Source organism: Pedobacter deserti, assembly GCF_024436415.1.
GTDB classification, from domain to species: domain Bacteria; phylum Bacteroidota; class Bacteroidia; order Sphingobacteriales; family Sphingobacteriaceae; genus Pedobacter; species Pedobacter faecalis.
In genome coordinates, this window is record NZ_JAFMZQ010000001.1 from 474,300 (window position 1) to 497,959 (window position 23,660).

The 23,660-nt window shown below is 47.1% G+C and carries 23 protein-coding genes; 10 read left to right on the forward strand and 13 right to left on the reverse strand.

The annotated features are described in order from the left end of the window. Nucleotide 1: 1 nt before the first annotated feature. A complete protein-coding gene (locus J3P40_RS02205; RefSeq protein WP_256002425.1) occupies nucleotides 2-304 on the reverse strand; it encodes an HU family DNA-binding protein in 303 nt (100 codons plus the stop codon). A 174-nt stretch (nucleotides 305-478) separates the two neighbouring features. Here J3P40_RS02205 and mutY point away from each other — a divergent pair, with 174 nt between their 5' ends. Together mutY and J3P40_RS02215 are read left to right on the forward strand one after the other, a co-directional pair. After that, a complete protein-coding gene (mutY, locus tag J3P40_RS02210; protein ID WP_256002427.1) occupies nucleotides 479-1,537 on the forward strand; it encodes an A/G-specific adenine glycosylase in 1,059 nt (352 codons plus the stop codon). A gap of 6 nt (nucleotides 1,538-1,543) precedes the next feature. Continuing rightward, entirely contained in the window at nucleotides 1,544-1,987 is a 444-nt protein-coding gene (locus J3P40_RS02215; protein ID WP_256002429.1) for a single-stranded DNA-binding protein, read from the forward strand. Between the two features lie 6 nt (nucleotides 1,988-1,993). On the opposite strand, the gene glmS is transcribed toward J3P40_RS02215, so the two are convergent. The 3 genes from glmS to J3P40_RS02230 are packed head-to-tail and all read right to left on the reverse strand — an operon-like array spanning nucleotide 1,994 to nucleotide 6,192. Continuing rightward, complete coding sequence (glmS, locus tag J3P40_RS02220; protein WP_256002432.1) at nucleotides 1,994-3,832, reverse strand: glutamine--fructose-6-phosphate transaminase (isomerizing); 1,839 nt, start codon at nucleotides 3,830-3,832, stop codon at nucleotides 1,994-1,996. A gap of 43 nt (nucleotides 3,833-3,875) precedes the next feature. After that, nucleotides 3,876-5,351: a DUF4270 family protein gene (locus J3P40_RS02225; RefSeq protein WP_256002434.1), complete on the reverse strand. Its 1,476-nt coding sequence runs from the start codon at nucleotides 5,349-5,351 to the stop codon at nucleotides 3,876-3,878. 16 nt (nucleotides 5,352-5,367) lie between these two features. Next, entirely contained in the window at nucleotides 5,368-6,192 is an 825-nt protein-coding gene (locus tag J3P40_RS02230; RefSeq protein WP_256007045.1) for a glycogen/starch synthase, read from the reverse strand. Nucleotides 6,193-6,345: 153 nt separating this feature from the next. Between J3P40_RS02230 and panC the strand changes: the two genes are divergently transcribed. The 3 genes from panC to radA are packed head-to-tail and all read left to right on the forward strand — an operon-like array spanning nucleotide 6,346 to nucleotide 8,937. Further along, nucleotides 6,346-7,188: a pantoate--beta-alanine ligase gene (gene panC, locus J3P40_RS02235; protein WP_256002436.1), complete on the forward strand. Its 843-nt coding sequence runs from the start codon at nucleotides 6,346-6,348 to the stop codon at nucleotides 7,186-7,188. A 9-nt stretch (nucleotides 7,189-7,197) separates the two neighbouring features. Further along, nucleotides 7,198-7,548, forward strand: a complete 351-nt coding sequence (panD, locus tag J3P40_RS02240; RefSeq protein ID WP_256002438.1) for an aspartate 1-decarboxylase — start codon at nucleotides 7,198-7,200, stop codon at nucleotides 7,546-7,548. 12 nt (nucleotides 7,549-7,560) lie between these two features. Then, nucleotides 7,561-8,937 (forward strand): DNA repair protein RadA, encoded by a 1,377-nt coding sequence (radA, locus tag J3P40_RS02245; protein ID WP_256002440.1) that lies wholly within the window; start codon nucleotides 7,561-7,563, stop codon nucleotides 8,935-8,937. A gap of 295 nt (nucleotides 8,938-9,232) precedes the next feature. Here radA and carB read toward each other — a convergent pair whose 3' ends face one another. Next, nucleotides 9,233-12,049, reverse strand: coding sequence for a carbamoyl-phosphate synthase large subunit (gene carB / locus J3P40_RS02250; protein WP_256002443.1), 2,817 nt, complete (start codon nucleotides 12,047-12,049; stop codon nucleotides 9,233-9,235). Nucleotides 12,050-12,248: 199 nt separating this feature from the next. Between carB and J3P40_RS02255 the strand changes: the two genes are divergently transcribed. The 5 genes from J3P40_RS02255 (at nucleotide 12,249) to J3P40_RS02275 (ending at nucleotide 17,016) form a co-directional block, all read left to right on the forward strand. Then, nucleotides 12,249-12,770, forward strand: coding sequence for a hypothetical protein (locus J3P40_RS02255; protein WP_256002445.1), 522 nt, complete (start codon nucleotides 12,249-12,251; stop codon nucleotides 12,768-12,770). Next, complete coding sequence (gene pnuC / locus J3P40_RS02260) at nucleotides 12,770-13,384, forward strand: nicotinamide riboside transporter PnuC (protein ID WP_256002448.1); 615 nt, start codon at nucleotides 12,770-12,772, stop codon at nucleotides 13,382-13,384. The genes J3P40_RS02255 and pnuC overlap by 1 nt, the downstream gene beginning before the upstream one ends. Beyond that, nucleotides 13,365-13,913: an AAA family ATPase gene (locus J3P40_RS02265; protein ID WP_256002451.1), complete on the forward strand. Its 549-nt coding sequence runs from the start codon at nucleotides 13,365-13,367 to the stop codon at nucleotides 13,911-13,913. Before pnuC ends, J3P40_RS02265 begins: the two co-directional genes overlap by 20 nt. Before the next feature lie 207 nt (nucleotides 13,914-14,120). Beyond that, nucleotides 14,121-16,376: a TonB-dependent receptor gene (locus J3P40_RS02270; protein ID WP_256002453.1), complete on the forward strand. Its 2,256-nt coding sequence runs from the start codon at nucleotides 14,121-14,123 to the stop codon at nucleotides 16,374-16,376. Between the two features lie 4 nt (nucleotides 16,377-16,380). Then, a complete protein-coding gene (locus J3P40_RS02275; protein ID WP_256002455.1) occupies nucleotides 16,381-17,016 on the forward strand; it encodes a thiamine phosphate synthase in 636 nt (211 codons plus the stop codon). Here J3P40_RS02275 and J3P40_RS02280 read toward each other — a convergent pair. From J3P40_RS02280 to J3P40_RS02315, 8 genes are all read right to left on the reverse strand, one after another. Next, nucleotides 17,013-18,761, reverse strand: a complete 1,749-nt coding sequence (locus J3P40_RS02280) for an ABC transporter ATP-binding protein (RefSeq protein WP_256002457.1) — start codon at nucleotides 18,759-18,761, stop codon at nucleotides 17,013-17,015. The genes J3P40_RS02275 and J3P40_RS02280 overlap by 4 nt on opposite strands. Nucleotides 18,762-18,765: 4 nt before the next feature. Further along, a complete protein-coding gene (gene frr, locus J3P40_RS02285) occupies nucleotides 18,766-19,329 on the reverse strand; it encodes a ribosome recycling factor (RefSeq protein WP_256002460.1) in 564 nt (187 codons plus the stop codon). A 28-nt stretch (nucleotides 19,330-19,357) separates the two neighbouring features. Next, complete coding sequence (pyrH, locus tag J3P40_RS02290; RefSeq protein ID WP_256002463.1) at nucleotides 19,358-20,065, reverse strand: UMP kinase; 708 nt, start codon at nucleotides 20,063-20,065, stop codon at nucleotides 19,358-19,360. 75 nt (nucleotides 20,066-20,140) lie between these two features. Beyond that, nucleotides 20,141-20,977 carry a translation elongation factor Ts gene (tsf, locus tag J3P40_RS02295; RefSeq protein WP_256002465.1) on the reverse strand — a complete coding sequence of 279 codons (837 nt, stop codon included), beginning with the start codon at nucleotides 20,975-20,977 and terminating at the stop codon, nucleotides 20,141-20,143. 97 nt (nucleotides 20,978-21,074) lie between these two features. Further along, a complete protein-coding gene (rpsB, locus tag J3P40_RS02300; protein ID WP_256002468.1) occupies nucleotides 21,075-21,899 on the reverse strand; it encodes a 30S ribosomal protein S2 in 825 nt (274 codons plus the stop codon). Nucleotides 21,900-21,917: 18 nt separating this feature from the next. Next, nucleotides 21,918-22,304, reverse strand: a complete 387-nt coding sequence (gene rpsI / locus J3P40_RS02305; protein ID WP_256002471.1) for a 30S ribosomal protein S9 — start codon at nucleotides 22,302-22,304, stop codon at nucleotides 21,918-21,920. 10 nt (nucleotides 22,305-22,314) lie between these two features. After that, nucleotides 22,315-22,758, reverse strand: a complete 444-nt coding sequence (gene rplM, locus J3P40_RS02310; protein WP_256002473.1) for a 50S ribosomal protein L13 — start codon at nucleotides 22,756-22,758, stop codon at nucleotides 22,315-22,317. A 74-nt stretch (nucleotides 22,759-22,832) separates the two neighbouring features. Next, nucleotides 22,833-23,630, reverse strand: a complete 798-nt coding sequence (locus J3P40_RS02315; protein ID WP_256002475.1) for a phosphatidylinositol-specific phospholipase C/glycerophosphodiester phosphodiesterase family protein — start codon at nucleotides 23,628-23,630, stop codon at nucleotides 22,833-22,835. Between the last annotated feature and the right edge of the window lie 30 nt (nucleotides 23,631-23,660).

Below are 23,660 nucleotides of genomic sequence, written 5' to 3' on the forward strand. Positions count from 1 at the left end.
CTTATGCTTCTACGCTGATTTTCTTAGAATTGCTTTTTACCTTGTCCACGAATACTTTCGCCGGCTTAAAGCTTGGAACATAATGCTCCGGAATGATGATCGCTGTATTCTTAGAAATATTTCTTGCAGTTTTTTGGGCTCTTTTTTTAACAACAAAACTACCAAAACCTCTTACATAGACATTTTCTCCGCTGATCATGCTGTTCTTGATCACTTTGAAAAACGCCTCAACCGTCTCCTGAACATCTACCTTTTCAATCCCTGTCTTTGTTGATATTTCTGAAATAATATCTGCCTTAGTCATAATCTATTTGTTAGTTTTATTTAATGTTTGCTCCGTTACTTATAAGTGTTTTGGGGTTGCAAAAGTATTGCTTTTTAGCGAGATAGGAAAATAAAAGATCATTTATTTCCGGGTAGAATATCAGCCGATTGCAAGTTTTGTAAAAAGCGCAGCAATAATCCTATTTTTGCGGCTATGAATTTTCAGAACGAGTTGATTAAGTGGTATTTGTATAATAAACGAGCGCTGCCGTGGAGGGAAACTACCGATGCCTATGTGATCTGGATCTCGGAAATCATTATGCAGCAAACCCGGGTGGAACAAGGGCTGCCCTACTTCAATAAGTTCCTCGCCGCCTTCCCCAGTGTCGAAGCATTCGCCCGCGCATCGGAAACCGAGGTGCTCAAACTATGGCAGGGACTGGGCTACTACTCGCGCGGACGGAATATGCTCAAAACAGCACAGGATGTAGTACAAACTCACGGTGGCCGTTTCCCAACCGCATATCAGGACCTCATTAAGCTGAAAGGCATCGGACCTTACACTGCCGCGGCTATCTCCTCGTTCTCTTCCAACGAGAACAGGGCCGTTGTAGATGGCAATGTTTACCGGGTCCTCTCCAGGTATTTCGGGATATCGACGCCCATAAACAGCAGCCAGGGAATCAAAGCATTTCAACAACTCGCGCAAGAGCTGACCGCCGGTCAGGAAGCGGCTATTTACAACCAGGCCATCATGGAATTTGGCGCATTGCAGTGCAAGCCCAGACAGCCTGCCTGTGATACCTGCCCCTTGCAAACGGGCTGTTATGCTTATAAGCATCAGCTTACGGCCAGCCTGCCTGTAAAAATGAAAGGCCGGGAAAAGCGCGTGCGACATTTCAATTATTTTTTGTGTCAGAACGATAGCGGCGCTATTCTCGTTAAAAGGCGGCCGGCCGGAGACATCTGGCAGGGACTCTACGATCTTCCCCTGATAGAAACCGCCGACAACTTCACTTCGGACGTTTCCTTCAGAAACCGCTTTCAGGATCTGTTCGGTAAAGACGCCTCGCTTACGCACCTTAAAGAAATGAGGCACCTGCTGACACACCAAACGATATTTGTCCAATTTTTTGTATTAGACAATTATATCATTAACTTTAATCAGAATGCAGATATAAAATGGGTGTCGACGGAGGAGTTCCATCACCTTCCGCTGCCGAAGGTGATTCACGATTTTATGACTGAAGTAATTAAACGAGCAAATTATTAGCAATTCATGTCAGGTATAAACAAAGTTATTTTAGTTGGTCACCTGGGTAAGGACCCGGAAGTCAGACATTTAGATGGCGGGGTAACCGTTGCCAGCTTTCCGTTGGCTACATCAGAGAATTATGTTAAAGATGGCAAACGAATTGAACAAACAGAATGGCATAATATTGTTCTTTGGCGCGGTCTTGCCGAAGTAGCGTCTAAATATCTTCAAAAAGGAAAGCTGGTTTATATAGAAGGCAAACTTCGCACCCGCTCTTTTGAAGACCGCGAACGGGTAAAAAAATACATCACCGAAGTAGTGGCAGAAAATTTCACCGTACTTGGTCGCAAAAGTGATTTTGAACCAGCAACAGGAGCCACTCCTGAAAGTAATACCAACGGCAGTACTTCCAGGAGTGCTGTAAATTATAATGAAAGTGACGATCCTTCCGGCGATCTGCCGTTCTAGGACCAACTATTCAACCGTTACCGACTTAGCGAGATTTCTCGGCTGGTCTACATTGCATCCGCGCATTACTGCGATATGGTAAGACAACAACTGTAGTGGAATCGTAGCGAGCAATGGCAGAAACGCTTCATTGGTGTCAGGGATCTCAATAGAGTAATCCACCATCTTGCGCACTTCAACGTCGCCTTCCGTCACAATGGCCAGTACAATACCCTTTCTTGCTTTTACTTCCTGGATATTGCTGATCACTTTTTCGTAGGAAGAGTTTTTCGTAGCGATGAATATCACCGGCATTTCCTCGTCGATAAGTGCAATAGGGCCGTGTTTCATCTCTGCAGCAGGATACCCTTCGGCATGTATATAGGATATCTCTTTAAGTTTCAAGGCACCTTCCAGCGCAACAGGAAAACCGCTGCCTCTGCCCAGGAAAAGGCAATTTCTTGAATCCTTAAATTTAGCAGCAATATCTTTAATCAGCGCGTTAGATTGCAGTGCCTCCTCTATCTTAGCAGGAATATGATCAAGTTCTGTAAGCAGTTCGGCCAGTTCAGACCGGTTCAGCGTTCCTCTCTGCTGTGCCAGATTAAAGGCTATCAAAGTAAGTACGGTTACCTGCGCTGTGAAAGCCTTGGTAGAGGCGACCCCAATTTCGGGTCCGGCATGCGTATAAGCTCCAGCATCTGTGATCCGTGGTATCGATGCCCCAACCACATTACATACACCAAAAATAGTAGCCCCTTTTTCCTTGGCCATCTCAATGGCAGCCATGGTATCGGCAGTTTCGCCGGATTGTGAAATGGCTATAACGACATCCTTTTCGGTAATAATCGGATTGCGGTAACGGAATTCCGAAGCGTATTCCACTTCCACAGGGATGCGTGCATATTCCTCGATCAGGTACTCGCCTACGAGACCCGCATGCCAGGAAGTTCCGCACGCCACAATAATGATCCGGTCAACGTTCTTTAGCTTTTCCGCGTAGGCACTTATGCCCCCAAGCTGAACACGTCCCTCATCCGGGTAGATACGCCCGCGCAGGCAATCGCGAACCGAACGTGGCTGTTCATAAATCTCCTTAAGCATGAAGTGCTCGTAACCGCCCTTTTCCAGCATTTCAAGCTTCAATTCAAGCTCCTGGATATAAGGGGTTTGAATTACGTTATCCAAGCGCTTGATAAGAAGTTCATCACGCTTAACGAAGGCGATCTCATTGTCGTTAAGATAGATCACGTTCTTCGTATATTCTATAATCGGCGTGGCGTCTGAGGCTATGAAATATTCGCCCTCACCTACGCCTATCACCATAGGACTTCCCTTTCTTGCCGCAATCAGCTGGTCCGGATTGTCCTGATCCATAATCACGATCGCATAGGCCCCATTCACTTCGCGTAGCGCTAAACGTACGGCCTCCAGTAAATCTGTCTTCTCGTTGTTATGGATTTCCTCGATCAGATGTATAAGAACCTCGGTATCCGTGTCACTTTTAAATTCGTGGCCGCGGCTAAGAAGTTCCTCTTTAATCGTTGCATAGTTTTCAATGATACCGTTATGGATGATCGTTAAGCGACCATCATTTGAAGTGTGGGGATGTGAGTTTCTGTCAGACGGCGCACCATGTGTCGCCCAGCGGGTATGTCCCATGCCCACAGTACCCGATACATCTTTACCTTCGGCAAAGTTTTCTAGCTCCAGCACCTTGCCTGCCTTCTTATAGATATTGAGCTCGCTTCCTGACAAAAGTGCTACTCCCGCACTGTCGTACCCACGGTATTCGAGTCGCTTCAGTCCTTTTATCACAATAGGCCAGGCCTCACGGTGACCAATATATCCAACTATTCCACACATAAATTCATAGGTTAAAGTTATGCAGCGAAAATAGAAAAAAATTTTAGTTCGCCACGGTATAATATATATTCAGCTTCAATGGCTTGTCGCCCGCCCCGGGGGTCCCGGATGTGATCACGGTCCTGTTGCCGGAACTTAAAGGCGTCGAAAGGTTGAATTCTGAAAATGCACTGGGCGCCAGATAAGTGCCATAATCCATGGTATCACCATTGATCAGATCCTGAATATATCCGGTTACGGTAAAGATGTAACGCTTATTGGTCTTGTCATAAAATCCACCAAACGCAACCTCACCAAAGTCAAGCGGATTAGTGGAAACTGTGCTTCGGATGTTATCTCTTAATTGGGCACGCTGACCGGCTATGTCAAGCCGGTAAAGTGACAGCCGTTCGCCGGGCACAAAAGGCGCAACATCTGTACCAGAGGCGACATTGACGACGAGTTCAGCTCTACTCACCACAACCTTAGCGTTCGCGTTGCCGGCCTTGGCGTTGCTAACAAAAGAAGCCAGTTCAGGAAAAGATATTTTCGATCTTAAACCTGCCATCGGCTGCAGAAAACTCACCTGATAAGGCGTAGCTGGACTAGGGTTATTCAACTGGTCCAGCACAGGTTTCCCGGTATAGTCATGTTTAATTGTCGCCGCAATTCGGCCGGTCGACGTAGATATCGGGAAGTACACCGATGCTGTATCTTTATCTATCAAAGAGCCTTCAATATTCTTTTTATAATATATCGCCAGATTAGCCCCGGTTAAAACTTCCGTACTCGAAAGATTTAAAAATAAAAGGCCGCCCGGACCAGTACTTTCCGCTTTATTGATACTTACTTTAAGTCCCTTGAAGACGCTGGTAAACTTCATGTTTTTTGAGCGTGTCGCCGAATCCAGGTCGGCAATATTATTCTGTATAAAAGTTTTATCGAGGCGAATGCGCAGCTGAGGCACAGAAACCGTTCTAGAAGTATCAGGCTTGCCAGGCACAATATCAACGATACGTCCTTTGGTCGTAGGCTGGAGTTTGCCTTTGAAAGAACCTATCACAGCAGGTTTAGCCGGCCATTCCCTGTCGCTTGTAAACGAGCGCTGCAAAGCAAGATCGTCCTGAAGCTGCTGCACATTAAAGGCATACACACTGGTGGTGGTATCTCCGTAGAAGTGCGTCGTCGTGGATGGAGACACAGAAGTTGCGTAGGGCAACACCAGAACGGCAGAGTCTACTACAGGATCTTCACCAAAGCTAAACCCCTCAGCCGGAAGTGAAACGGTCATGGCAAGTGCACTTTCCGTACTGCCAAAAACCGGGTCGTTGCTGATAAAACCAAGCGGGTGCCTCGGGAGGTCAAGCGTTGAGCCAACGTCGTCCCGCACGGTAACCGTATTTACACCTACTACGGCAAGCTCACCCTCAATAGCCATATCCGGATCAGGCTCAATACCTATAGAGTTTGTGCTCTTACAGCCGGAAAAAAGAAAAAGACCTATCAACAGGGTTAATAAGTCTTGTTTTATAAATTTCATATTTAAGTGCCTGATATTATGCAATTGAAACCAATTCTTCGCTTGAAATCTCTTCATACAATGAATAGAAATTGTCGAAATTTTCGGTTAAATTATAAGCTAAAGTTGGTTTATTGGAATCTTTAACAAATTTTAACACATCAGCTTCAATGTTTTCATCGGCAAGCACAACAGCATCCGAGTAACTTACCGCGCCGATATGCATGGCACTGCAGTTGGCTTTTTCGAACACTTTCGTATCTTCCTCAGACATCGCATTCATAACCGCTTTTTTATACAAGTCGGCGTTGAGGCTCTCGGTAAAACACTGTTCGTATATGGAATACACAACCTTTGAGTTCTTAAAGGTCGGATCATTTTTATAAGTGGTCTTGATGTATGCCGGCACAAGTGAAGTCATCCAGCCGTGGCAGTGCACGATGTCTGGCGACCAGCCTAATTTCTTAACGGTTTCAAGCGCGCCTTTACAGAAGAATATGGTACGCTCATCATTGTCTGCATAAAATTTGTCTTCCTTATCCCTGAAAACATGTTTACGTTGAAAATAATCTTCATTGTCCAAAAAATACACCTGCATACGTGCAGCTGGGATAGACGCAACTTTAATGATCAGGGGGTTATCGTTGTCGTCAATGATGATGTTCATGCCCGACAGCCGGATTACTTCATGTAGTCTGTTTCTTCTCTCGTTTATATTTCCAAACCTGGGCATGAGGATCCGGATCTCAAATCCTTTGTCCTGCATGGCCTGGGGCAGTTGACGGGTAATTTCTGAAATCTTTGTAAGTTCAAGGAAAGGCGACATCTCGTGTGTAACAATCAGTAGCTTCGTTTTTGCCATCTCCATATTCGTAAATAAAAATTTATGTTAAAGAAAAGATTATCAAGGGGCAAAGGTAATCAAAATAATAACATTTATCAATATAACAAGCAAGATGTTTTGTTCAGAATAGATAAATAAGCAACTTTACCGGCTCAAATTTTATATGCTGTTTTGGAAATTGTAAACACGATTGCGGCCTTGAAGTCGCTGCTTGAAACCGCTCGTCTGGCCGGGGGTAAAGTTGCTTTGGTACCTACGATGGGGGCCTTGCACCAGGGGCATGTTTCACTCATCAGCGCTGCACAGGCGCAAGCCCGGATCGTGGTATGCAGTATCTTTGTAAACCCAACTCAATTTACTGATCCTAAGGACCTGGAAAAGTACCCGCGGCCTTTGGCGCACGATCTCGCTATGCTCGAAACAGCAGGCTGCGATGTAGTTTTTATGCCTTCCGTGAAAGAGATGTATCCTCAGCCAGAGGAATGGCATATAGATCTCGGCCCTGCTGAATTCCTGCTCGAAGGGGAGTTCAGAAGGGGGCACTATCAGGGCGTGACACAAATCGTTAAGAAACTTTTCGATGCGGTGAGTCCCGACCTGGCCTTTTTCGGACAAAAGGACTATCAGCAGGTGCTTATGATCAGGCAGATGGTTAAGCATTTCAACATGTCGCTTAAAGTTATTTCCTGCCCCATAATCCGGGAGGACGATGGTTTAGCCATGAGTTCTAGAAACATACATCTGCAGGCCGAAGACCGCCGGCATGCGCTTGTGCTAAGCAAAGCGCTGAAGTATGTTAAAGAGCATTTTTCGCAATACAGCCTGGCTGAACTGCTTCATAAAGCTGCAGAAATGATCACAGCTACGCCTGGAATCGAACTGGATTATTTCACCATTGCCGATGGTGATACACTTCTTCCGGCAACCAGCAAACAACAGTCTAATCTGGTCGCCCTGGTTGCGGCCAAAGTAGGTGACACTCGCCTGATAGACAATATGCTGCTTTTTGATTAACTTTGCCTCATGATTATCGAGATATTAAAATCGAAAATACACCGGGTTAGGGTAACGCAGGCTGAACTGAACTACGTGGGAAGTATTACGATTGATGAGGATTTGATGGACGCTGCGCAGATCATTGCCAACGAAAAAGTACAGATCGTTAACAATAACAATGGTGAGCGCTTCGAAACCTATGTCATCAAAGGTGAGCGCGGAACGGGTATGGTATGCCTGAATGGCGCAACTGCCCGGAAGGTTCAGGTAGGCGACATCCTTATCATCATGTCCTATGGATCACTTCCGGTAGAGGACGCGAAAAAGTATCAGCCCATACTTGTGTTTCCCGACGACAACAACCGTTTGTTGAAATAACCCTAAACCTCATTGAGCAAAACCAAGTCAGCGTATTTCTGTCAGAGTTGCGGATATGAATCCGCAAAATGGCTAGGCAAGTGCCCTTCATGCAGCCAATGGAATACTTTTGTAGAAGAACTCATTGAAAAACCTGCCTCCAAGATACCGGCATGGAAAACCACGCAAAGCACACAAAGGCTTAACAAACCCTCAAAAGTAAGCGATATTCAGTTGAAAGCCGAAGAAAAGCTCGGCACTGGCGATCAGGAACTTGACCGTGTGCTGGGCGGTGGACTCGTACCCGGCTCTGTCACACTGATCGGGGGTGAACCGGGTATAGGCAAGTCTACGCTTATGCTCCAGCTGGCGTTGAACGTACATGGCAAGCGCGTCTTGTATGTTTCAGGCGAAGAGAGTGAACAACAAATCAAGATGCGTGCGGAGCGCATCACGCCAAATCCGACATCGGACTGTTATATCCTGGCAGAAACCTCCACTCAGCATATCTTTAAACAGATAGAAGCGCTGGAACCAGATCTTGTTATTGTCGATTCCATTCAGACGCTCCATTCAGCACACATCGATTCCACGCCCGGAAGCGTTTCGCAGGTAAGGGAATGCGCTGCTGAACTTTTAAAGTTTGCAAAAGAAACAGATACGCCCGTATTCCTGATCGGCCACATTACTAAGGACGGCACTATCGCCGGCCCTAAGGTTCTTGAACATATGGTCGACACTGTGCTGCAGTTTGAAGGCGACAGGCATCATGTCTATAGAATCCTGCGATCTGTGAAGAACAGGTTCGGTGCCGCGGCTGAGCTCGGCATTTACGCCATGCACAACCAAGGCTTAAGAGAAGTATCAAACCCTTCGGAGATCCTGCTTTCACAACGTGATGAGCAGCTTAGCGGAATTGCCATTTCGGCGACTTTAGAGGGCGCCAGACCAATGCTTATCGAAACCCAGGCACTGGTAAGTCCCGCAGCATATGGAACGCCTCAGCGGTCGGCAAACGGCTTCGACACGCGACGGATGAATATGCTGCTGGCCGTACTTGAAAAAAGATGCGGATTCAGGCTTAGCGTGTCTGACGTCTTCCTGAATATTGCGGGTGGTATTAAAGTGGAAGATCCGGCCATTGACCTCGCTATCGTCGCCGCCATCATCTCGTCGCATGAAGACATCAGTATTTCAGCAAAAACCTGCTTTGCTGCCGAAGTAGGATTGTCCGGGGAAATCCGGGCGGTCAACCGCATCGAGCAGCGCATCCTGGAGGCTGAAAAATTAGGCTTCGAGCGAATCCTCATTTCTTCTTTCAACGGCAAAGGTCTGAGCAAAGAGAAGTTTAATATCGAAATCCTCGAGGTCAGTAAAATTGATGACGCGTTCTCTGTGCTGTTTGGGTAAGGCCCCCTACGTGAAAAAAGTCTATTTGTTATCTACAATCTGAGAAAAGAATTTCACACCTGTGTTTTCATGCCTTGAAACCCAAAAAATCGTAAAACACTCATTACTAAGTCACTACATTGCAGATAACGGCCAACTTTACATTGGCCTGCTAATTGTATATATGATATTGTTATCACGCTTTGATGTTTGATAATACAATAGGGATGATTATCCTCGTTACCGTAAGGTAGCGAGGATTTTTTTTAACAAAAAAAGTCCCTTTCGGGACTTTGATATGCTTATCAGCATCTATCTATTTCGACAGATACATTGACTTGTCTTTATAAAGCTTTCTGAAGTATGGGTCTTCCAGATCCTTGATAAACCTGATCGCCTCTCCTGTAGATTTCATTTCCGGGCCGAGTTCTTTGGTCACTTCCGGGAACTTATCGAATGAGAATACAGGTTCCTTAATCGCGAAGCCCTCAAGCTTGCGCTCAATCGTGAAATCCTTCAGTTTATTTACACCAAGCATTACCTTAGCTGCAATATTGATATAAGGCACGTCGTAAGCTTTCGCGATGAACGGCACCGTCCTCGATGCACGCGGGTTGGCTTCGATCACATACACTTTGTCGTCTTTTACGGCAAACTGGATATTTAGCAACCCGATTACATTAAGCGCCTTAGCAATCTTCTTAGAGTAAGTCTCCATATCGCTGATCACCTTGTCCGACAAACTGAACGGGGGCAATACCGCACTTGAGTCGCCCGAGTGAATACCCGCAGGCTCAATGTGCTCCATCAAGCCGACAATATGTACATCTTCCCCGTCACAAATTGAATCAGACTCAGTCTCCTCAGCACGATCCAGGAAGTGGTCGATAAGCACCCTGTTTCCAGGAAGGTCGCCCAGTAATTTAACCACCGCTTTCTCAAGATCCTCGTCGTTGATTACAATGCTCATGCCCTGGCCGCCAAGCACGTAACTAGGACGTACCAGCACCGGGTAACCTACTTCGTTGGCCACCTTAATAGCCTCTTCTGCATTTTCAGCAACCCCATATTTCGGATAAGGAATATCCAGCTCTTTCAACAGATCAGAAAACCGTCCTCTGTCCTCAGCAACATCCATGTCTTCATAAGAAGTTCCGATGATACGGATGCCTTTGGCATGAAGCTTCTCCGCCATTTTCAGCGCGGTCTGTCCGCCAAGCTGAACAATAACGCCCTCAGGTTTCTCCAGGTCAATGATCTCACGCACATGCTCCCAGAACACAGGCTCAAAGTATAGCTTATCCGCCATATTGAAGTCGGTAGAAACCGTTTCCGGGTTACAGTTGATCATGATCGACTCAAATCCGCTTTCTTTGGCTGCAAGCAATCCATGCACACAGGAGTAATCGAACTCGATACCCTGACCTATCCGGTTAGGACCCGAGCCGAGTACAATGACCTTCTTCCTGTCGGATGGGGTCGACTCATTTTCTTCCTCAAAAGTCGAGTAATAGTAAGGCGTCTGGGCTGCAAACTCAGCGGCGCAGGTATCAACCATCTTATAAACACGTCTTATTCCAAGCTCACGTCTGCGGTCATACACCTCATCTTCGGTAACATTACCCAGCAGATAAGCGATCTGTACGTCGGAGAAACCTTTCTGCTTCAATGTAGCGAAGAAGTCTCTCGGAATATTATTCAGCGAATAACGCTTCAGCTCTGTTTCAAGCTGCACAAGATCCTGAATCTGGTTCAGGAACCATTTATCGATACGTGTCGCTTTGCGAACAGACTCCAGCGGCACACCCATGCTCATGGCATCCTTGATCAGGAACAAGCGGTTCCAGCTTGCATGCTCAAGGCCATGCATAATCTCTTCGATGCTGCGGTTATGGCGGCCGTCGGCACCAAGGCCGGCGCGACCGATCTCGAGACTCTGACAAGCCTTCTGTAAGGCCTCGATGAAGCTCCTGCCGATGGCCATAACCTCACCTACCGACTTCATCTGCAGACCAAGCTCCATATTTGCGCCCTTAAACTTGTCAAAGTTCCAGCGCGGCACTTTCACGATCACATAGTCGAGCGTAGGCTCAAAATAAGCCGACGTCGTTTTAGTGATCTGGTTTTCAATTTCATCCAGGTTATAACCAATAGCCAGCTTTGATGCAATTTTCGCGATCGGGTAACCGGTTGCTTTACTTGCAAGAGCTGAAGAACGCGATACACGCGGGTTGATCTCAATGGCGATGATCTCATCATTTTCCGGATTTACGGAGAACTGCACATTACATCCACCGGCAAAAGTTCCGATGGCACGCATCATGCGGATCGCCTGGTTACGCATCTCCTGGTAGCAGCGGTCCGATAAAGTCATCGCAGGCGCTACAGTGATCGAGTCACCGGTATGAATACCCATAGGGTCGAAGTTCTCGATAGAACAGATGATAATCACGTTATCGTTGCCGTCGCGAAGTAACTCCAGCTCATATTCCTTCCAGCCAAGCACAGCCTGTTCTACCAGTACCTCATGGGTAGGAGAGGCTTCCAGACCACGCTTAAGCGCATGATCAAACTCCTCTTTCTTATGTACGAAGCCACCGCCCGTACCACCCAGGGTGTACGAAGGACGGATAACCAGCGGGTAACCGATCTCCTGAGCTGCTTCTTTACCTTCCAGGAAAGAGTTTGCTATTTTTGATTTAGCTACACCCACGCCTATATCCACCATCAGCTGGCGGAAAGCTTCCCGGTTTTCTGTTTTTTCAATCGCGGCAACGTCTACACCAATTACACGCACACCATGCTTTTCCCATACACCCCGCTCTTCCGCTTCCTTGCACAGGTTAAGCGCGGTCTGTCCGCCCATAGTAGGAAGAACCGCATCAATTTTCCGCTCCATCAGGATCTGCTCGATGGAATCCACAGTCAAAGGCCTCAAATAAACATGATCAGCGATCACCTTATCTGTCATGATGGTCGCCGGATTCGAATTAATTATCGAAACTTCGATTCCCTCGTCTTTCAGGGAAAGCGCGGCTTGCGATCCCGAATAATCGAACTCACAGGCCTGGCCGATGATGATAGGTCCTGATCCGATAATCAATACTGAGCGTATGGAGGTGTCTTTAGGCATAAGGCTTAAAAAAGTCTAAACTTATTATAATGTAGTAAAAAATGTAGTTTTGTGCAGACCGAACAGTCCTGAGATGCGTTGAAATCCCCGACTCTTCTGTCGGGATGCAAAGATACATCATTAAGCTGATAAATCGGTTATTTTTTGCAGATCAGTTTATAGCAAAAAAGAGACCTTTAATAACACATAACCTGAAGCCGTGAAAAAAGCAATTATTCTCCTATGTAGCGCCACCTTCCTTTTAGGATGCGCAACGGTACAGTCCATCATTAAATCGACTTTTCCCTATACAGCAACGGTTGTCGTGCCGGCAGATACCCCGGCCGGCAAAGTCGTAACGGCCAGCTTCGCCGCCTCCAGCTTTGACGAGATATTCGGCAACAAAGAAGGCAAAAGCTATGTCCGCGACGTCGTGATGGCCAGCGCAAGGCTTACCGCTGTTAAACCCGGCGATCAAAACCTGGGCATATTCCGGTCAGTGAAGTTATACCTCTCTAACGGCGCCGGGTACCAAATTATGGTAGCCTCAAGAAGTGATATTCAGGAGAACATAGGCCCGGTACTGGCACTTGATATTGACAACACGAAAATTCTGGACACCTATTTGATGGGCGAAGACCTTCACATCCGGATTGAATATATATTGCGTTCAAAAAGCGAATCAGATGTAAGTCTCCGGGCGTCACTGGGTTTTGTTGCTGCTCCAAACCCGCAACAATAATGGATTCCATCTCAACATTTCTCCGGCATATTGCCGAGCAGTTCGCCTACACCAGCTGGCCCGAGTGGCTGGGCGTCATCACCGGATTTGCCTGCATTTACCTTGCAGCGAAAGAGAAAGTCTTAAGCTGGCCTGTATCCATCGTCAGCGTACTCACCTATGCCTGGGTGTTTTACGATGCGCGGATGTATGGCGATATGATACTGCAGTTTTACTTCCTGCTTACAGCTTTTTACGGCTGGTTCTACTGGAACAGAACGACCGAACAGCCGCAAAAGGCCGTGACAAGTCTGCGGCTGCGTGACTGGGTTTTTGCAATTATTTCCGTGAGCCTGCTTTCTGTACTTCTCGGATTGTTTCTCGACCACTTCACCAATTCAGACGTTCCGTATGCCGATGGTTATTGCACGGCCATGAGTTTCGTTGCCCAATACCTGCTCACCAGAAAAGTCCTGCAAAACTGGGTGATGTGGATTATCGTCGACCTCTGTTATATCCCGCTCTACATATACAAAAACCTGAATCTAAGCGCCGTATTTTATGCTTTCTTAATCGTAATCGCCTTCAAAGGTTATTCAGACTGGAAGAAAACCTATGTCAATCAAACCTCTTAAAATAGCCATAGTAGGCCCCGAGAGTACGGGGAAGTCGACCATAACCGCCCAACTGGCCCGTCACTACAATAGTCTTTGGGTACCGGAATATGCCAGGTATTACTGCGCCGCCCTCACAGCCCCTTGTACGGAACAGGACGAGATCAATATGTTCTACGGACAGCTCGCGCTTGAAGAAGCCATCTCATCGGTAAATACCGGCAAACTCCTGTTCTGCGATACCACTTTTCTAACCGTGAAGATATGGTGCGATGAAGTCTTCGGCCATACGCCATCTGTAGTCCTAAGCGAGCTGCCACGGCATCCGTACGACCTGTACCTGCTCATGGACATTGACTTGCCCTGGACCTACGACCCCCTTCGTGACTTTCCCGATAAACGGGAATACTTCATGAACATCTGGCACCGCGAGCTGCAAGCATTAGGCGGCAACTATATCGTCGTAAAAGGGATTGAGAACCGTCTTCAAAATGCTGTCGACGCCGTAGATGCCTTTCTGCACAAAGCTGCAAATTACTCAGATTTTTGAGGAACCAACTAAATTTTTGTAGGTTTACACATCAAAAGGGGGTGCCTTGTTTTTCCGAAAACACAAAAACAGGCTGAGATCATACCCAATACAACATTATGGTTGTATGCACCTGATCCGGGTAATGCCGGCGTAGGGAGGAGTTATGAAGTTAACTAATGCTGTAAGTGCCCCTTACTTATGGTGGTTTAACTAAAAACAAACACATTGAAAAGACTAGCTATTGCACTGATTGTGCTGGCACCGTTTGCGGTAAACGCACAAAGCAAACCTGACTTAAAAAAGCGCAAAGACTCTGCCGTTGTGCTCAACGAAATCATTATCCAGTCGACCCGCGCCAACGACAAATCGGCCACAACCTACAGGAACCTGAGCAAAACGGAGATCGAACAGAACAACTTCGGTCAGGATCTGCCCTTCATATTAAATAATACCCCCGGAGTGGTGGTTACCTCCGATGCAGGTGCAGGTGTAGGTTACACAGGCATACGGATCAGGGGCAGCGACGCCAGCAGGGTCAACGTTACCATCAACGGTATTCCGTACAACGACAGCGAAAGCCAGGGAACGTTCTGGGTTAATATGCCCGACTTTGCATCTTCGGTGGAGAACATACAGATCCAGCGCGGTATCGGGACGTCTACCAACGGCGCAGGTGCTTTCGGCGGAAGCCTCAACATACAGACCAGCTTGTCGTCTGAACTGCCGTATGCCGAACTAAACAACACCTTCGGTTCGTTCAATACCCTGAAAAATACCGTCAAAGTGGGAACAGGACTGATCAACGACAAATTCAGCTTCGACGGCCGCCTGTCCAGGATAAAGTCTGATGGATTCATCGACCGAGCAGCCTCCGATCTGAAGTCCTATTTTCTCTCCGGCGCGTATCATGGCAAAAATGACCTTTTGCGGGTCAACGTGTTTGCCGGCTCTGAGCAAACCTACCAGGCCTGGAACGGCGTTCCGGAAGCCAAGCTGCGCAACGATGCGGCAGGTATACAGGCGTATATCGAAAGAAACTATTTAAGTGAAGCTGATGCGGCCAACCTGCGCAACTCCAGCAATAGAACGTACAATTCCTTTACGTACGACGATCAGACCGACAATTACTGGCAAAACCATTATCAGGCCCTGTACGCGCGACAACTGGGCGATAACCTGTCGTTCAACGCAGCCCTGCACTATACTGATGGAAGGGGCTATTTTGAAGAATTTAAGGCCTCCGCGGGTTTCGACAACTACGGTCTTCCAAACGTTACCGTGGGCGGCACTGAGGTAGAGGAAAGCGACCTGGTGCGCCGCCGCTGGCTCGACAATGACTTTTACGGCCTCACCTACGCATTAAATTATCAGCCGGCGTCCAGCCTTAACTTCACCCTTGGCGGGGCGTACAATGAATACCGCGGCAAGCATTTCGGCGAAATTACCTGGGCGCAGTTCGCTTCTTCCATTCCGGAGAATTTCCATTACTATGATGGAAAAGGCAGTAAGGATGACTTTAACATCTATGGCAAGGTCAATTTCAGCCCTGTAGAAAAATTGAGCTTGTTTGCCGACCTCCAGTACAGGAACGTAGGGTACCGGATCAGCGGGACCGATAAGAATCTCAAGACACTTAATTTCGACAACAACTACAACTTCTTTAATCCCAAACTGGGGGCCACAGTGTTCCTGAACGCGCAAAGCAACGTGTATGCCTCCTTCAGCAGGGCAAATAAGGAACCCAACCGGGATGATTTCACCAATTTAAAAGCCGGCCTTCCTTTGCCCAAGGCTGAAATACTGAACGACGTGGAACTGGGCTACCGCTTTAAAAACGAACGGCTCACTGCCGGGGCAAACCTTTACGGGATGTTTTACAAGGATCAGCTGATCTTTACGGGCGAGATCAACGAGTTTTCGGATGCTTACAGGCAGAATGTGGACGACAGCTACAGGATGGGTATCGAACTTGACGCATCATACGTCCTGAGCTCACGTTTCGCCCTTAATGCGAATGCGGCCTTCAGCCGGAACAAGATCAAAGACTATGTAGACTATGTTCCGGAGTACGACGACAACTTTGACCTTGCCGGCCTGGTGGCTACCACGTACGAGCGGCCCGACATCGCCTTCTCGCCAAACACCGTATTATTTGGCGAACTGGTATATAAGCCATTTAAAGGGCTGGCGGCTGCTTGGCAGGCCAAGTATGTGAGCGATCAGTTTATGGACAACACACAGAATGAGAACAGGAAACTTGATGCCTACCTGGTCAACAATCTGCGTCTGGGCTATGATTTCAAACTCAGCGGCATTAAGAGTGTTAATATCGGACTGCTGGTCAACAACATCCTGGACGAAAGATACGAAAGCAACGGTTACACCTATAGTTTCCTTTATCAGGGACTGACCACTACGGAAAACTTTTACTTCCCGCAGGCAGGAACGAACTTCCTGTTCTCGCTCAACCTCAAATTTTAACCCTATGAAAAAGTTCATCGAAAAGCTGCAATTTATTACGCACGACATTGACCACCTGAGCCATCCTGAACAAGCGCGCATAGCCTGCGAAGCAGGGGCGAAATGGATTCAATACCGCTGCCTTACAAAGCTGGACGAGGAACTGCTTAACGACATTAATGAAATCGCAGGTCTCTGTGACGATTGGGGCGCTACCCTGATCGTTACAGATCATGTGCACCTCAATGGTCTGGCCGATATACAGGGCTTTCATATCGAGGATATGGATGCCGATTTTCGACGTTTGCGCGAAGAGCTCGGCGATGCTGTAACGCTGGGTGGATCGGCTAGCAGCATTGAGGGCCTGATACGCATCGCCGATGAGGGTGCCGACTATGCAGGTCTGGGCCCTTTTGCAGACACGACCACCAAGCCCAATAATTTTCCGCTGCTTGGTTTACAGGGATACCGCAAGGCACTGCATAAATTGCAGGAAACTCACCCGGATTTCCCTGTGCTTGCCGTTGGCGGTGTTAGCCTGGAGGACGTAGACGAGCTGATGCAGACCGGCATTTTCGGCATCGCAGCCTCAGCTGCCATCAACCAGGCGGAAGACATGCGTTCGGCCTATCTCGACTTCTACTCGAGGGTTATGAACTAGGCCTCGGCACGTTCACCGATCTGCTGTCTCCACATGGCATAGTATAAGCCGTTGCGGGCTACGAGCGACTCGTGGTTGCCTTCTTCAATCACATTACCTTTCTCCAGCACATAAATGCGGTCGGCATGCCTGATGGTCGAAAGCCTGTGCGCAATCAATATAGTGATGTGGTTGGCGATATCGGAAACCTCACGGATGGTTGCGGTAATCTCTTCTTCGGTCAGCGAATCCAGTGATGAGGTTGCTTCATCAAACACCAGAATATCAGGCTTGCGCAACAAGGCACGTGCAATCGACAAGCGTTGCTTTTCACCACCGGAAACCTTTACACCACCTTCGCCTATCAACGTATCCAATCCCTTATCTGCCCGCGCAAGCAGGTTCTGGCAAGCCGCCTGATGCAGCACGCGCATGCACTCCTCGTCTGTCGCGTCGGGTCTTACAAACTGGAGGTTCTCCCGTATTGTTCCGGAAAATAACTGCGTATCCTGGGTTACAAAACCGATCTTCTCACGAAGTGCATCCAGATCAATGTCTTTACTGGTGATGCCATTATAACGGATATCGCCTACCTTCGGCTGGTAAAGGCCTACGAGGAGTTTTACCAGCGTGGTCTTACCCGATCCTGACGGACCAACGAAAGCAATGGTTTCGCCTATTTTCGTCTCAAAATTGATGCTGTTCAGTGCGTTTGTGGTGGCCGACTGATGCTTGAAGCTTACCGCATCAAACTCCAGCGTCCTGATCTGGTCGACCGTAACCGGGCGCTCAGGCTTTTTATCCTTCGGTATCGACATGATCCGTTCGAAGTTGTTGAGCGACACCTCTGTTTCGCGGTATATATTGATAATATTGCCGAGTTCCTGCAGCGGACCAAAAATAAAGAACGAATAGATGAACAGCGAGAAGAACTCACCCACCGTAATGCGGCCTGCAAAGATCAGATACATCATCAGGAAGAGCAGACCGTTACGAAGCAGGTTTACAAACGTACCCTGAATAAAGCTCAAACTGCGGATGTATTTAACTTTCTTAAGCTCCAGGCCCAATATCTTCGTTGTGGTCGCGTTCAGCCTGTTGATCTCCTGATTGGCCAGGCCAAGGCTCTTTACGAGCTCTATGTTGCGCAGCGACTCGGTCGTTGAGCCCGCCAGCGCTGTAGTTTCTGCAACAATGTTCTTCTGCACCTTTTTGATGCGCTTACTTAAGAAAGAACTCAGAAAACCCAGCAATGGAATAGACGAAAAGTAAACGACGGCAATCACCCAATACACCGATATCGCGTAGACCGTTACAAAGATGATCCCGATAATGCTGGTAAACAGTACATTGATCACCGCCTGAACCAGCTTTTCCGTATCTATGCGAACCTTTTGCAATACCCCAAGCGTTTCACCGCTCCGCTGGTCCTCAAACACCTGATAAGGAAGTTCAAGCGAGTGCGCCAGTCCGTCGGAGTAAATCTTAGCCCCTAAACGCTGCGTGATCACGTTCACATAATAGTCCTGGAAGTTCTTGGCAATACGCGAAACCATAGCCGCCCCCATCGCAAGAAGGATAAGCACGCCCGCCCCCTTGATGAATTCGTCGGTAGAATACTCCTTATAATTGGTTACATATTTGTCAATGATCAGCCTGAACACATATGGATCCAGAAAGGAGAATATCTGATTTACTGCAGCCAAAAAAAGGGCTAATAATATTAACCCTTTATAGTTTTTAAGATAACTGTATAAAATTTTCATCTGGCTATACAGTCATGATATCCTTTTCTTTCGCCTCGGCGTGCTTGTCGACCTTAACGATATAGGCATCCGTGATCTTTTGTACCTCTGCCTCGCCGGTTTTGATCTCATCGTCCGAAACGCTTTCACCTTTCAGGCGCTTGATCTTTTCGTTCGCATCCTTGCGGATATTACGAACCGTGATCCGGCCACGCTCGGCTTCTTCCTTTACCTTTTTAACAAGTTCCCTTCTGCGCTCTTCCGTAAGCGGCGGCACCACCAATCTGATCACCACACCATCGTTCTGCGGATTGATGCCGATATTGGCCTCCATGATCGCACGCTCGATCGGTACGAGCAACTGCTTTTCCCATGGCTGCAGGATCAGGGTACGCGCATCCGGCGTATTGATGCTGGCCACCTGGTTCAGCGGTGTCGCATTGCCATAATAATCAACCATGATACCGTCAAGCATTCCCGCAGAAGCTTTTCCGGCCCGGATCTTAGTCAGCTCAGCCTCGCAATGCAGGATAGCCTTGTCCATCGAAGCCTGCGCGTCCTGTAACTGTTTTTTTATAAGGTCATTCATATATCGTGTTATTATCAATAAAATCCAACTATCCTTTCACCAGTGTACCAATAGCTTCACCTTTGGCAATCTTCATAAAATTGCCGGTTTTGTTCATATCAAACACGATGATCGGAAGCTTGTTTTCCTCGCAAAGCGTGAATGCAGTCATATCCATAACATTCAGGCCTTTAGCATATACCTCTTTGAAGCTGATCTCATCGTATCTTGTTGCCGTAAGGTCTTTCTCAGGATCAGCAGTATAGATCCCGTCTACACGCGTACCTTTTAATACCACATCCGCCTTAATTTCAATAGCCCGTAAAGCAGCCGCAGAATCTGTGGTGAAATAAGGGTTACCGGTACCCGCACCAAAGATCACCACACGACCTTTTTCGAGGTGCCGCACGGCACGGCGCCGAATAAATGGTTCACAGATCTGCTCCATTTTTATAGCCGTAAGCAACCTGGTTTTCAGGCCAACTTTTTCCAACGCATCCTGAAGCGCCATGCTGTTTATTACCGTAGCCAGCATTCCCATATAATCGGCCTGCGCCCGGTCCATACCCGACTTCTCCGCACTTAAACCCCTGAAAATATTACCGCCGCCAATGACGATAGCAATCTGCAAACCTTGATCGTGTACAGCTTTGATGTCTTCAGCATACTGCCTTACCATCTCATTATCAATACCATATTGCTTTTCGCCCATCAGCGATTCGCCGCTGAGTTTAAGGAGGATCCGTTTATATTTCATGGCCTCAAAAATAGGAAAAAAACCATAAAAAAAGCCCCCTGACTCAGGAGGCTCTTAAAAGTATTGTCAAATTGACTACGCGCCCAATTGAACACGCTTAAATGAAGTCACGGTAAGACCGCTTGCAGTATCATTTAAGAATTTACGTACATCTTTAGAAGAATCCTTCACAAACTCCTGGTTCAGCAAGGTGCTGTCTTTGTAAAACTTGTTCAGTTTACCTGCAGCGATCTTCTCAACCATTTCCTCAGGCTTACCTTCCGCACGGATCTGCTCTTTTGCGATCTCGGTCTCACGCTCAATTGTTGTTGCATCAACATCAGCTTTGTCGAGCGCCACAGGATTCATAGCAGCGATCTGCATAGCCACATCCTTACCAGCTTCTTCAACACCTTCGCCTGCCTGGTTAAGCGCAACAAGTACACCTAAACGGTAGTTACCGTGGATATAAGGAACAACTTTCTCACCGGTTACGGTCTCAAACTTAGAGATACCGATCTTCTCGCCGATCTTACCAGTGTTGTCAACAATTACATCAGCAACTTTCTGTCCGTCCAGCTCCAAAGCAAGCAGTTCTTCCAGGGAAGCAGGGTTCTGCTCGATAGCCAGGTCTGCAAATTTATTTCCCAATGCTACGAAGTCAGCGTTCTTAGCTACGAAGTCAGTTTCGCAGTTCAGCTCAATCACCACACCACGCTTACCATCAGCAGTAGCTTTAGCAATAACCACACCTTCGTTCGATTCGCGATCCTGACGGCTCGCAGCTACTTTAGCACCTTTTTTACGCAAATAATCAACGGCAGCCTCAAAGTCACCGTTAGCCTCAGTTAGTGCTTTTTTGCAGTCCATCATACCTGCACCAGTTTGCTGGCGCAATTTATTTACATCTGCAGCAGTAATTTGTACTGACATCTTTAGTTTCCTTTATTTTATGAGTTAAAAATTATGGGCTGTATAATGCGGTGGTCTTCTGTCCTCCAACACATCATACAACCCAAATTAAATTATATTAAGCTTCCTCAGCTGAGCCTTCTTCGCTCTCAGCCTGAACTTTTTGTCTTCTTGAACCCGGAGCAGCAACTTCAGGAGCATCAGCAGCAGCCTTAGCCGCTACAGCTTCTTTTTCTGCTTCTTCGTCTTTTTCACGCTTACGCTCATCCAAACCTTCTTCGATAGCCTTAACAATGATGTCAGTGATCAAAGAGATTGATTTAGTTGCATCATCGTTTGCCGGAATCGGGAAGTCGATGTTTGAAGGGTCAGAGTTGGTATCCACCATTGCAAAGGTAGGGATGTTCAGCTTCAACGCCTCGCTAACCGCGATATGCTCTTTCTTCACGTCGATCAGGAAAATTGCAGCTGGCAAACGGTTCAGGTCAGCAATACCGCCCAATAAGTTTTCCAGTTTAATACGCTCACGCTGAATCATTAAACGCTCCTTCTTAGAAAGGATAGAGTAAGTTCCGTCTTTAGTCATCTTGTCGATGTTAGCCATCTTCTTGATCGACTTGCGTACCGTTGCAAAATTGGTCAACATACCACCCAACCAACGCTCGGTTACGTAAGGCATGTTTACTTTTTTAGCCTGATCAGCTACGATTTCTTTAGCCTGTTTTTTAGTAGCCACAAAAAGGATCTTACGGCCAGATTTTACAATCTGCTTGATCGCTGTAGCAGCTTCTTCAGTTTTGGTTAAAGTTTTATTTAAATCGATAATGTGGATTCCGTTGCGCTCCATGAAAATGTAAGGCGCCATTTTTGGATTCCATTTACGGGTAAGGTGACCAAAGTGTACACCTGCATCCAATAAGTCTTGATATGTAGTTCTTGCCATTGTTTTGTCTCCTTAAGATTAACGTTTACTGAATTGGAATTTCTTACGTGCTTTTTTACGTCCTGGTTTCTTACGTTCCACCATACGCATGTCGCGGGTCATGATACCCTTAGCACGCAATGCCGACTTCTTATCAGCATCTAATTCAACGATAGCCTTAGCGATAGCCAAACGAACAGCTTCTGCCTGACCTTTAACACCGCCACCTGCAACGTTTACCTGAACATCATACTGACCGATCACTTCGGCCACTTCAAACGACTGGTTTACGATATATTGCAAAGGCAGGGTAGGGAAATATTCTTTATGGTCTTTACCGTTTACGGTAATGGTGCCATTGCCATCTTTTAGATAGATACGTGCAACAGCAGTTTTTCTTCTTCCTGAAGTATTTGTTACTGACATTTCTTCTTAATTAAAGTGTAATGGTTTTAGGTGATTGTGCTGCATGAGGATGCTCTGAACCTGCATAAACATAAAGGTTGGTGAATAATTTTGCACCAAGTTTAGTTTTAGGAAGCATACCGCGTACCGCTTTCTCGATAACACGCTTAGGGTGTTTAGCCATTAACTCCTTAGGAGAAATGAAGCGCTGACCGCCCGGATAGCCGGTATAAGAAGTGTAAACCTTATCGGAGAACTTACTTCCGGTCAATTTAACCTTGTCTGCATTAATAACGATCACATTATCGCCGCAGTCTACGTGTGGGGTGTACTCAGGCTTGTTTTTACCACGGATGATCATAGCGATCTTCGATGACAAGCGCCCCAAAATCTCGCCTTCAGCATCCACAACAACCCACTGTTTGTTAACAGTTTTTGCATTGGCAGAGACAGTTTTGTAACTTAACGTATTCACTTGCTTGTATTTAATTTGTTAAACAATTATTCATTCCCCGCTTTTTTGGGGACTGCAAAGATAGCGCAAAATATCTAATTAACAAATAGTTTGTTTAGAAATTCTGCCATCTTCACAGGCGAATCGGTATTCAGGTAATCGACCCCAATTTCCATAAACGCCCGCCAGCAATCCGGGGTATCCGGGTTGCCCCAAAACCGGACGGGCTTTCCCAACGCATGGACATTGCGCACATAAGCCGCAAGCTTCTCGCGGTCGGCATCGGCAAGACGCCCTACGCCATCCCATGCGGAAAACTGCTGAAAGGCGGTACTGTAAAAAGCCACACGTTTCAGCTGCTCTGCAGTATACGGGGTGCTTAAGCGTCCGTCAAAAAAGAAAATCGGGTCATAGTCGCCCCACCGTTCCGGAGCAGGTGTAGCGCCGCTCAGCACAATACGCACCGCATCCGGATTATTATTTACGTCGAAGTACTTCCGGTAAGGCTTCAGTTTAGCCTCCAGCACTTTTAATGCCGTAGTGCCCGGCGTTTTAAAATCGATCATGAACTGGAGACTGCCCCCGTTTTTATATGGCTTTCCGCCGTTTGCCCTGATCATGTCGAGCAAAGGGTTGATATAAAGCCGTTCTATAGTACCTGCGGTATCGATCTCATTCCTTTCATGCGCAACATAAAGCTGCCCGCCAACCTCAAACACGTCGATCTCCATAGAAGCAAAACGGCTTTCATAGGCCAGATGAAAGGGTCTCGGCTGCAAGTAATCATTATGTGAATGCGCATTTTTGTTTGCCGTGTACTTCTGGGCGCGGACCAGCGAAATGCTTAAGCCTGCAATAAGCAGGCTTAAGCCGAATATGTGTTTTATATTCATCCTCTAATATATTGTAAACTCGGTAATCAA

What these genes read in the sequence shown, in the direction of transcription:
- J3P40_RS02205 (WP_256002425.1), bottom strand. Translation starts at nt 304, where the DNA reads ATGACTAAGGCAGATATTATTTCAGAAATATCAACAAAGACAGGGATT.
- mutY (WP_256002427.1), top strand. Translation starts at nt 479, where the DNA reads ATGAATTTTCAGAACGAGTTGATTAAGTGGTATTTGTATAATAAACGA.
- J3P40_RS02215 (WP_256002429.1), top strand. Translation starts at nt 1,544, where the DNA reads ATGTCAGGTATAAACAAAGTTATTTTAGTTGGTCACCTGGGTAAGGAC.
- glmS (WP_256002432.1), bottom strand. Translation starts at nt 3,832, where the DNA reads ATGTGTGGAATAGTTGGATATATTGGTCACCGTGAGGCCTGGCCTATT.
- J3P40_RS02225 (WP_256002434.1), bottom strand. Translation starts at nt 5,351, where the DNA reads ATGAAATTTATAAAACAAGACTTATTAACCCTGTTGATAGGTCTTTTT.
- J3P40_RS02230 (WP_256007045.1), bottom strand. Translation starts at nt 6,192, where the DNA reads ATGGCAAAAACGAAGCTACTGATTGTTACACACGAGATGTCGCCTTTC.
- panD (WP_256002438.1), top strand. Translation starts at nt 7,198, where the DNA reads ATGATTATCGAGATATTAAAATCGAAAATACACCGGGTTAGGGTAACG.
- carB (WP_256002443.1), bottom strand. Translation starts at nt 12,049, where the DNA reads ATGCCTAAAGACACCTCCATACGCTCAGTATTGATTATCGGATCAGGA.
- pnuC (WP_256002448.1), top strand. Translation starts at nt 12,770, where the DNA reads ATGGATTCCATCTCAACATTTCTCCGGCATATTGCCGAGCAGTTCGCC.
- J3P40_RS02265 (WP_256002451.1), top strand. Translation starts at nt 13,365, where the DNA reads ATGTCAATCAAACCTCTTAAAATAGCCATAGTAGGCCCCGAGAGTACG.
- J3P40_RS02275 (WP_256002455.1), top strand. Translation starts at nt 16,381, where the DNA reads ATGAAAAAGTTCATCGAAAAGCTGCAATTTATTACGCACGACATTGAC.
- J3P40_RS02280 (WP_256002457.1), bottom strand. Translation starts at nt 18,761, where the DNA reads ATGAAAATTTTATACAGTTATCTTAAAAACTATAAAGGGTTAATATTA.
- frr (WP_256002460.1), bottom strand. Translation starts at nt 19,329, where the DNA reads ATGAATGACCTTATAAAAAAACAGTTACAGGACGCGCAGGCTTCGATG.
- pyrH (WP_256002463.1), bottom strand. Translation starts at nt 20,065, where the DNA reads ATGAAATATAAACGGATCCTCCTTAAACTCAGCGGCGAATCGCTGATG.
- tsf (WP_256002465.1), bottom strand. Translation starts at nt 20,977, where the DNA reads ATGTCAGTACAAATTACTGCTGCAGATGTAAATAAATTGCGCCAGCAA.
- rpsB (WP_256002468.1), bottom strand. Translation starts at nt 21,899, where the DNA reads ATGGCAAGAACTACATATCAAGACTTATTGGATGCAGGTGTACACTTT.
- rpsI (WP_256002471.1), bottom strand. Translation starts at nt 22,304, where the DNA reads ATGTCAGTAACAAATACTTCAGGAAGAAGAAAAACTGCTGTTGCACGT.
- J3P40_RS02315 (WP_256002475.1), bottom strand. Translation starts at nt 23,630, where the DNA reads ATGAATATAAAACACATATTCGGCTTAAGCCTGCTTATTGCAGGCTTA.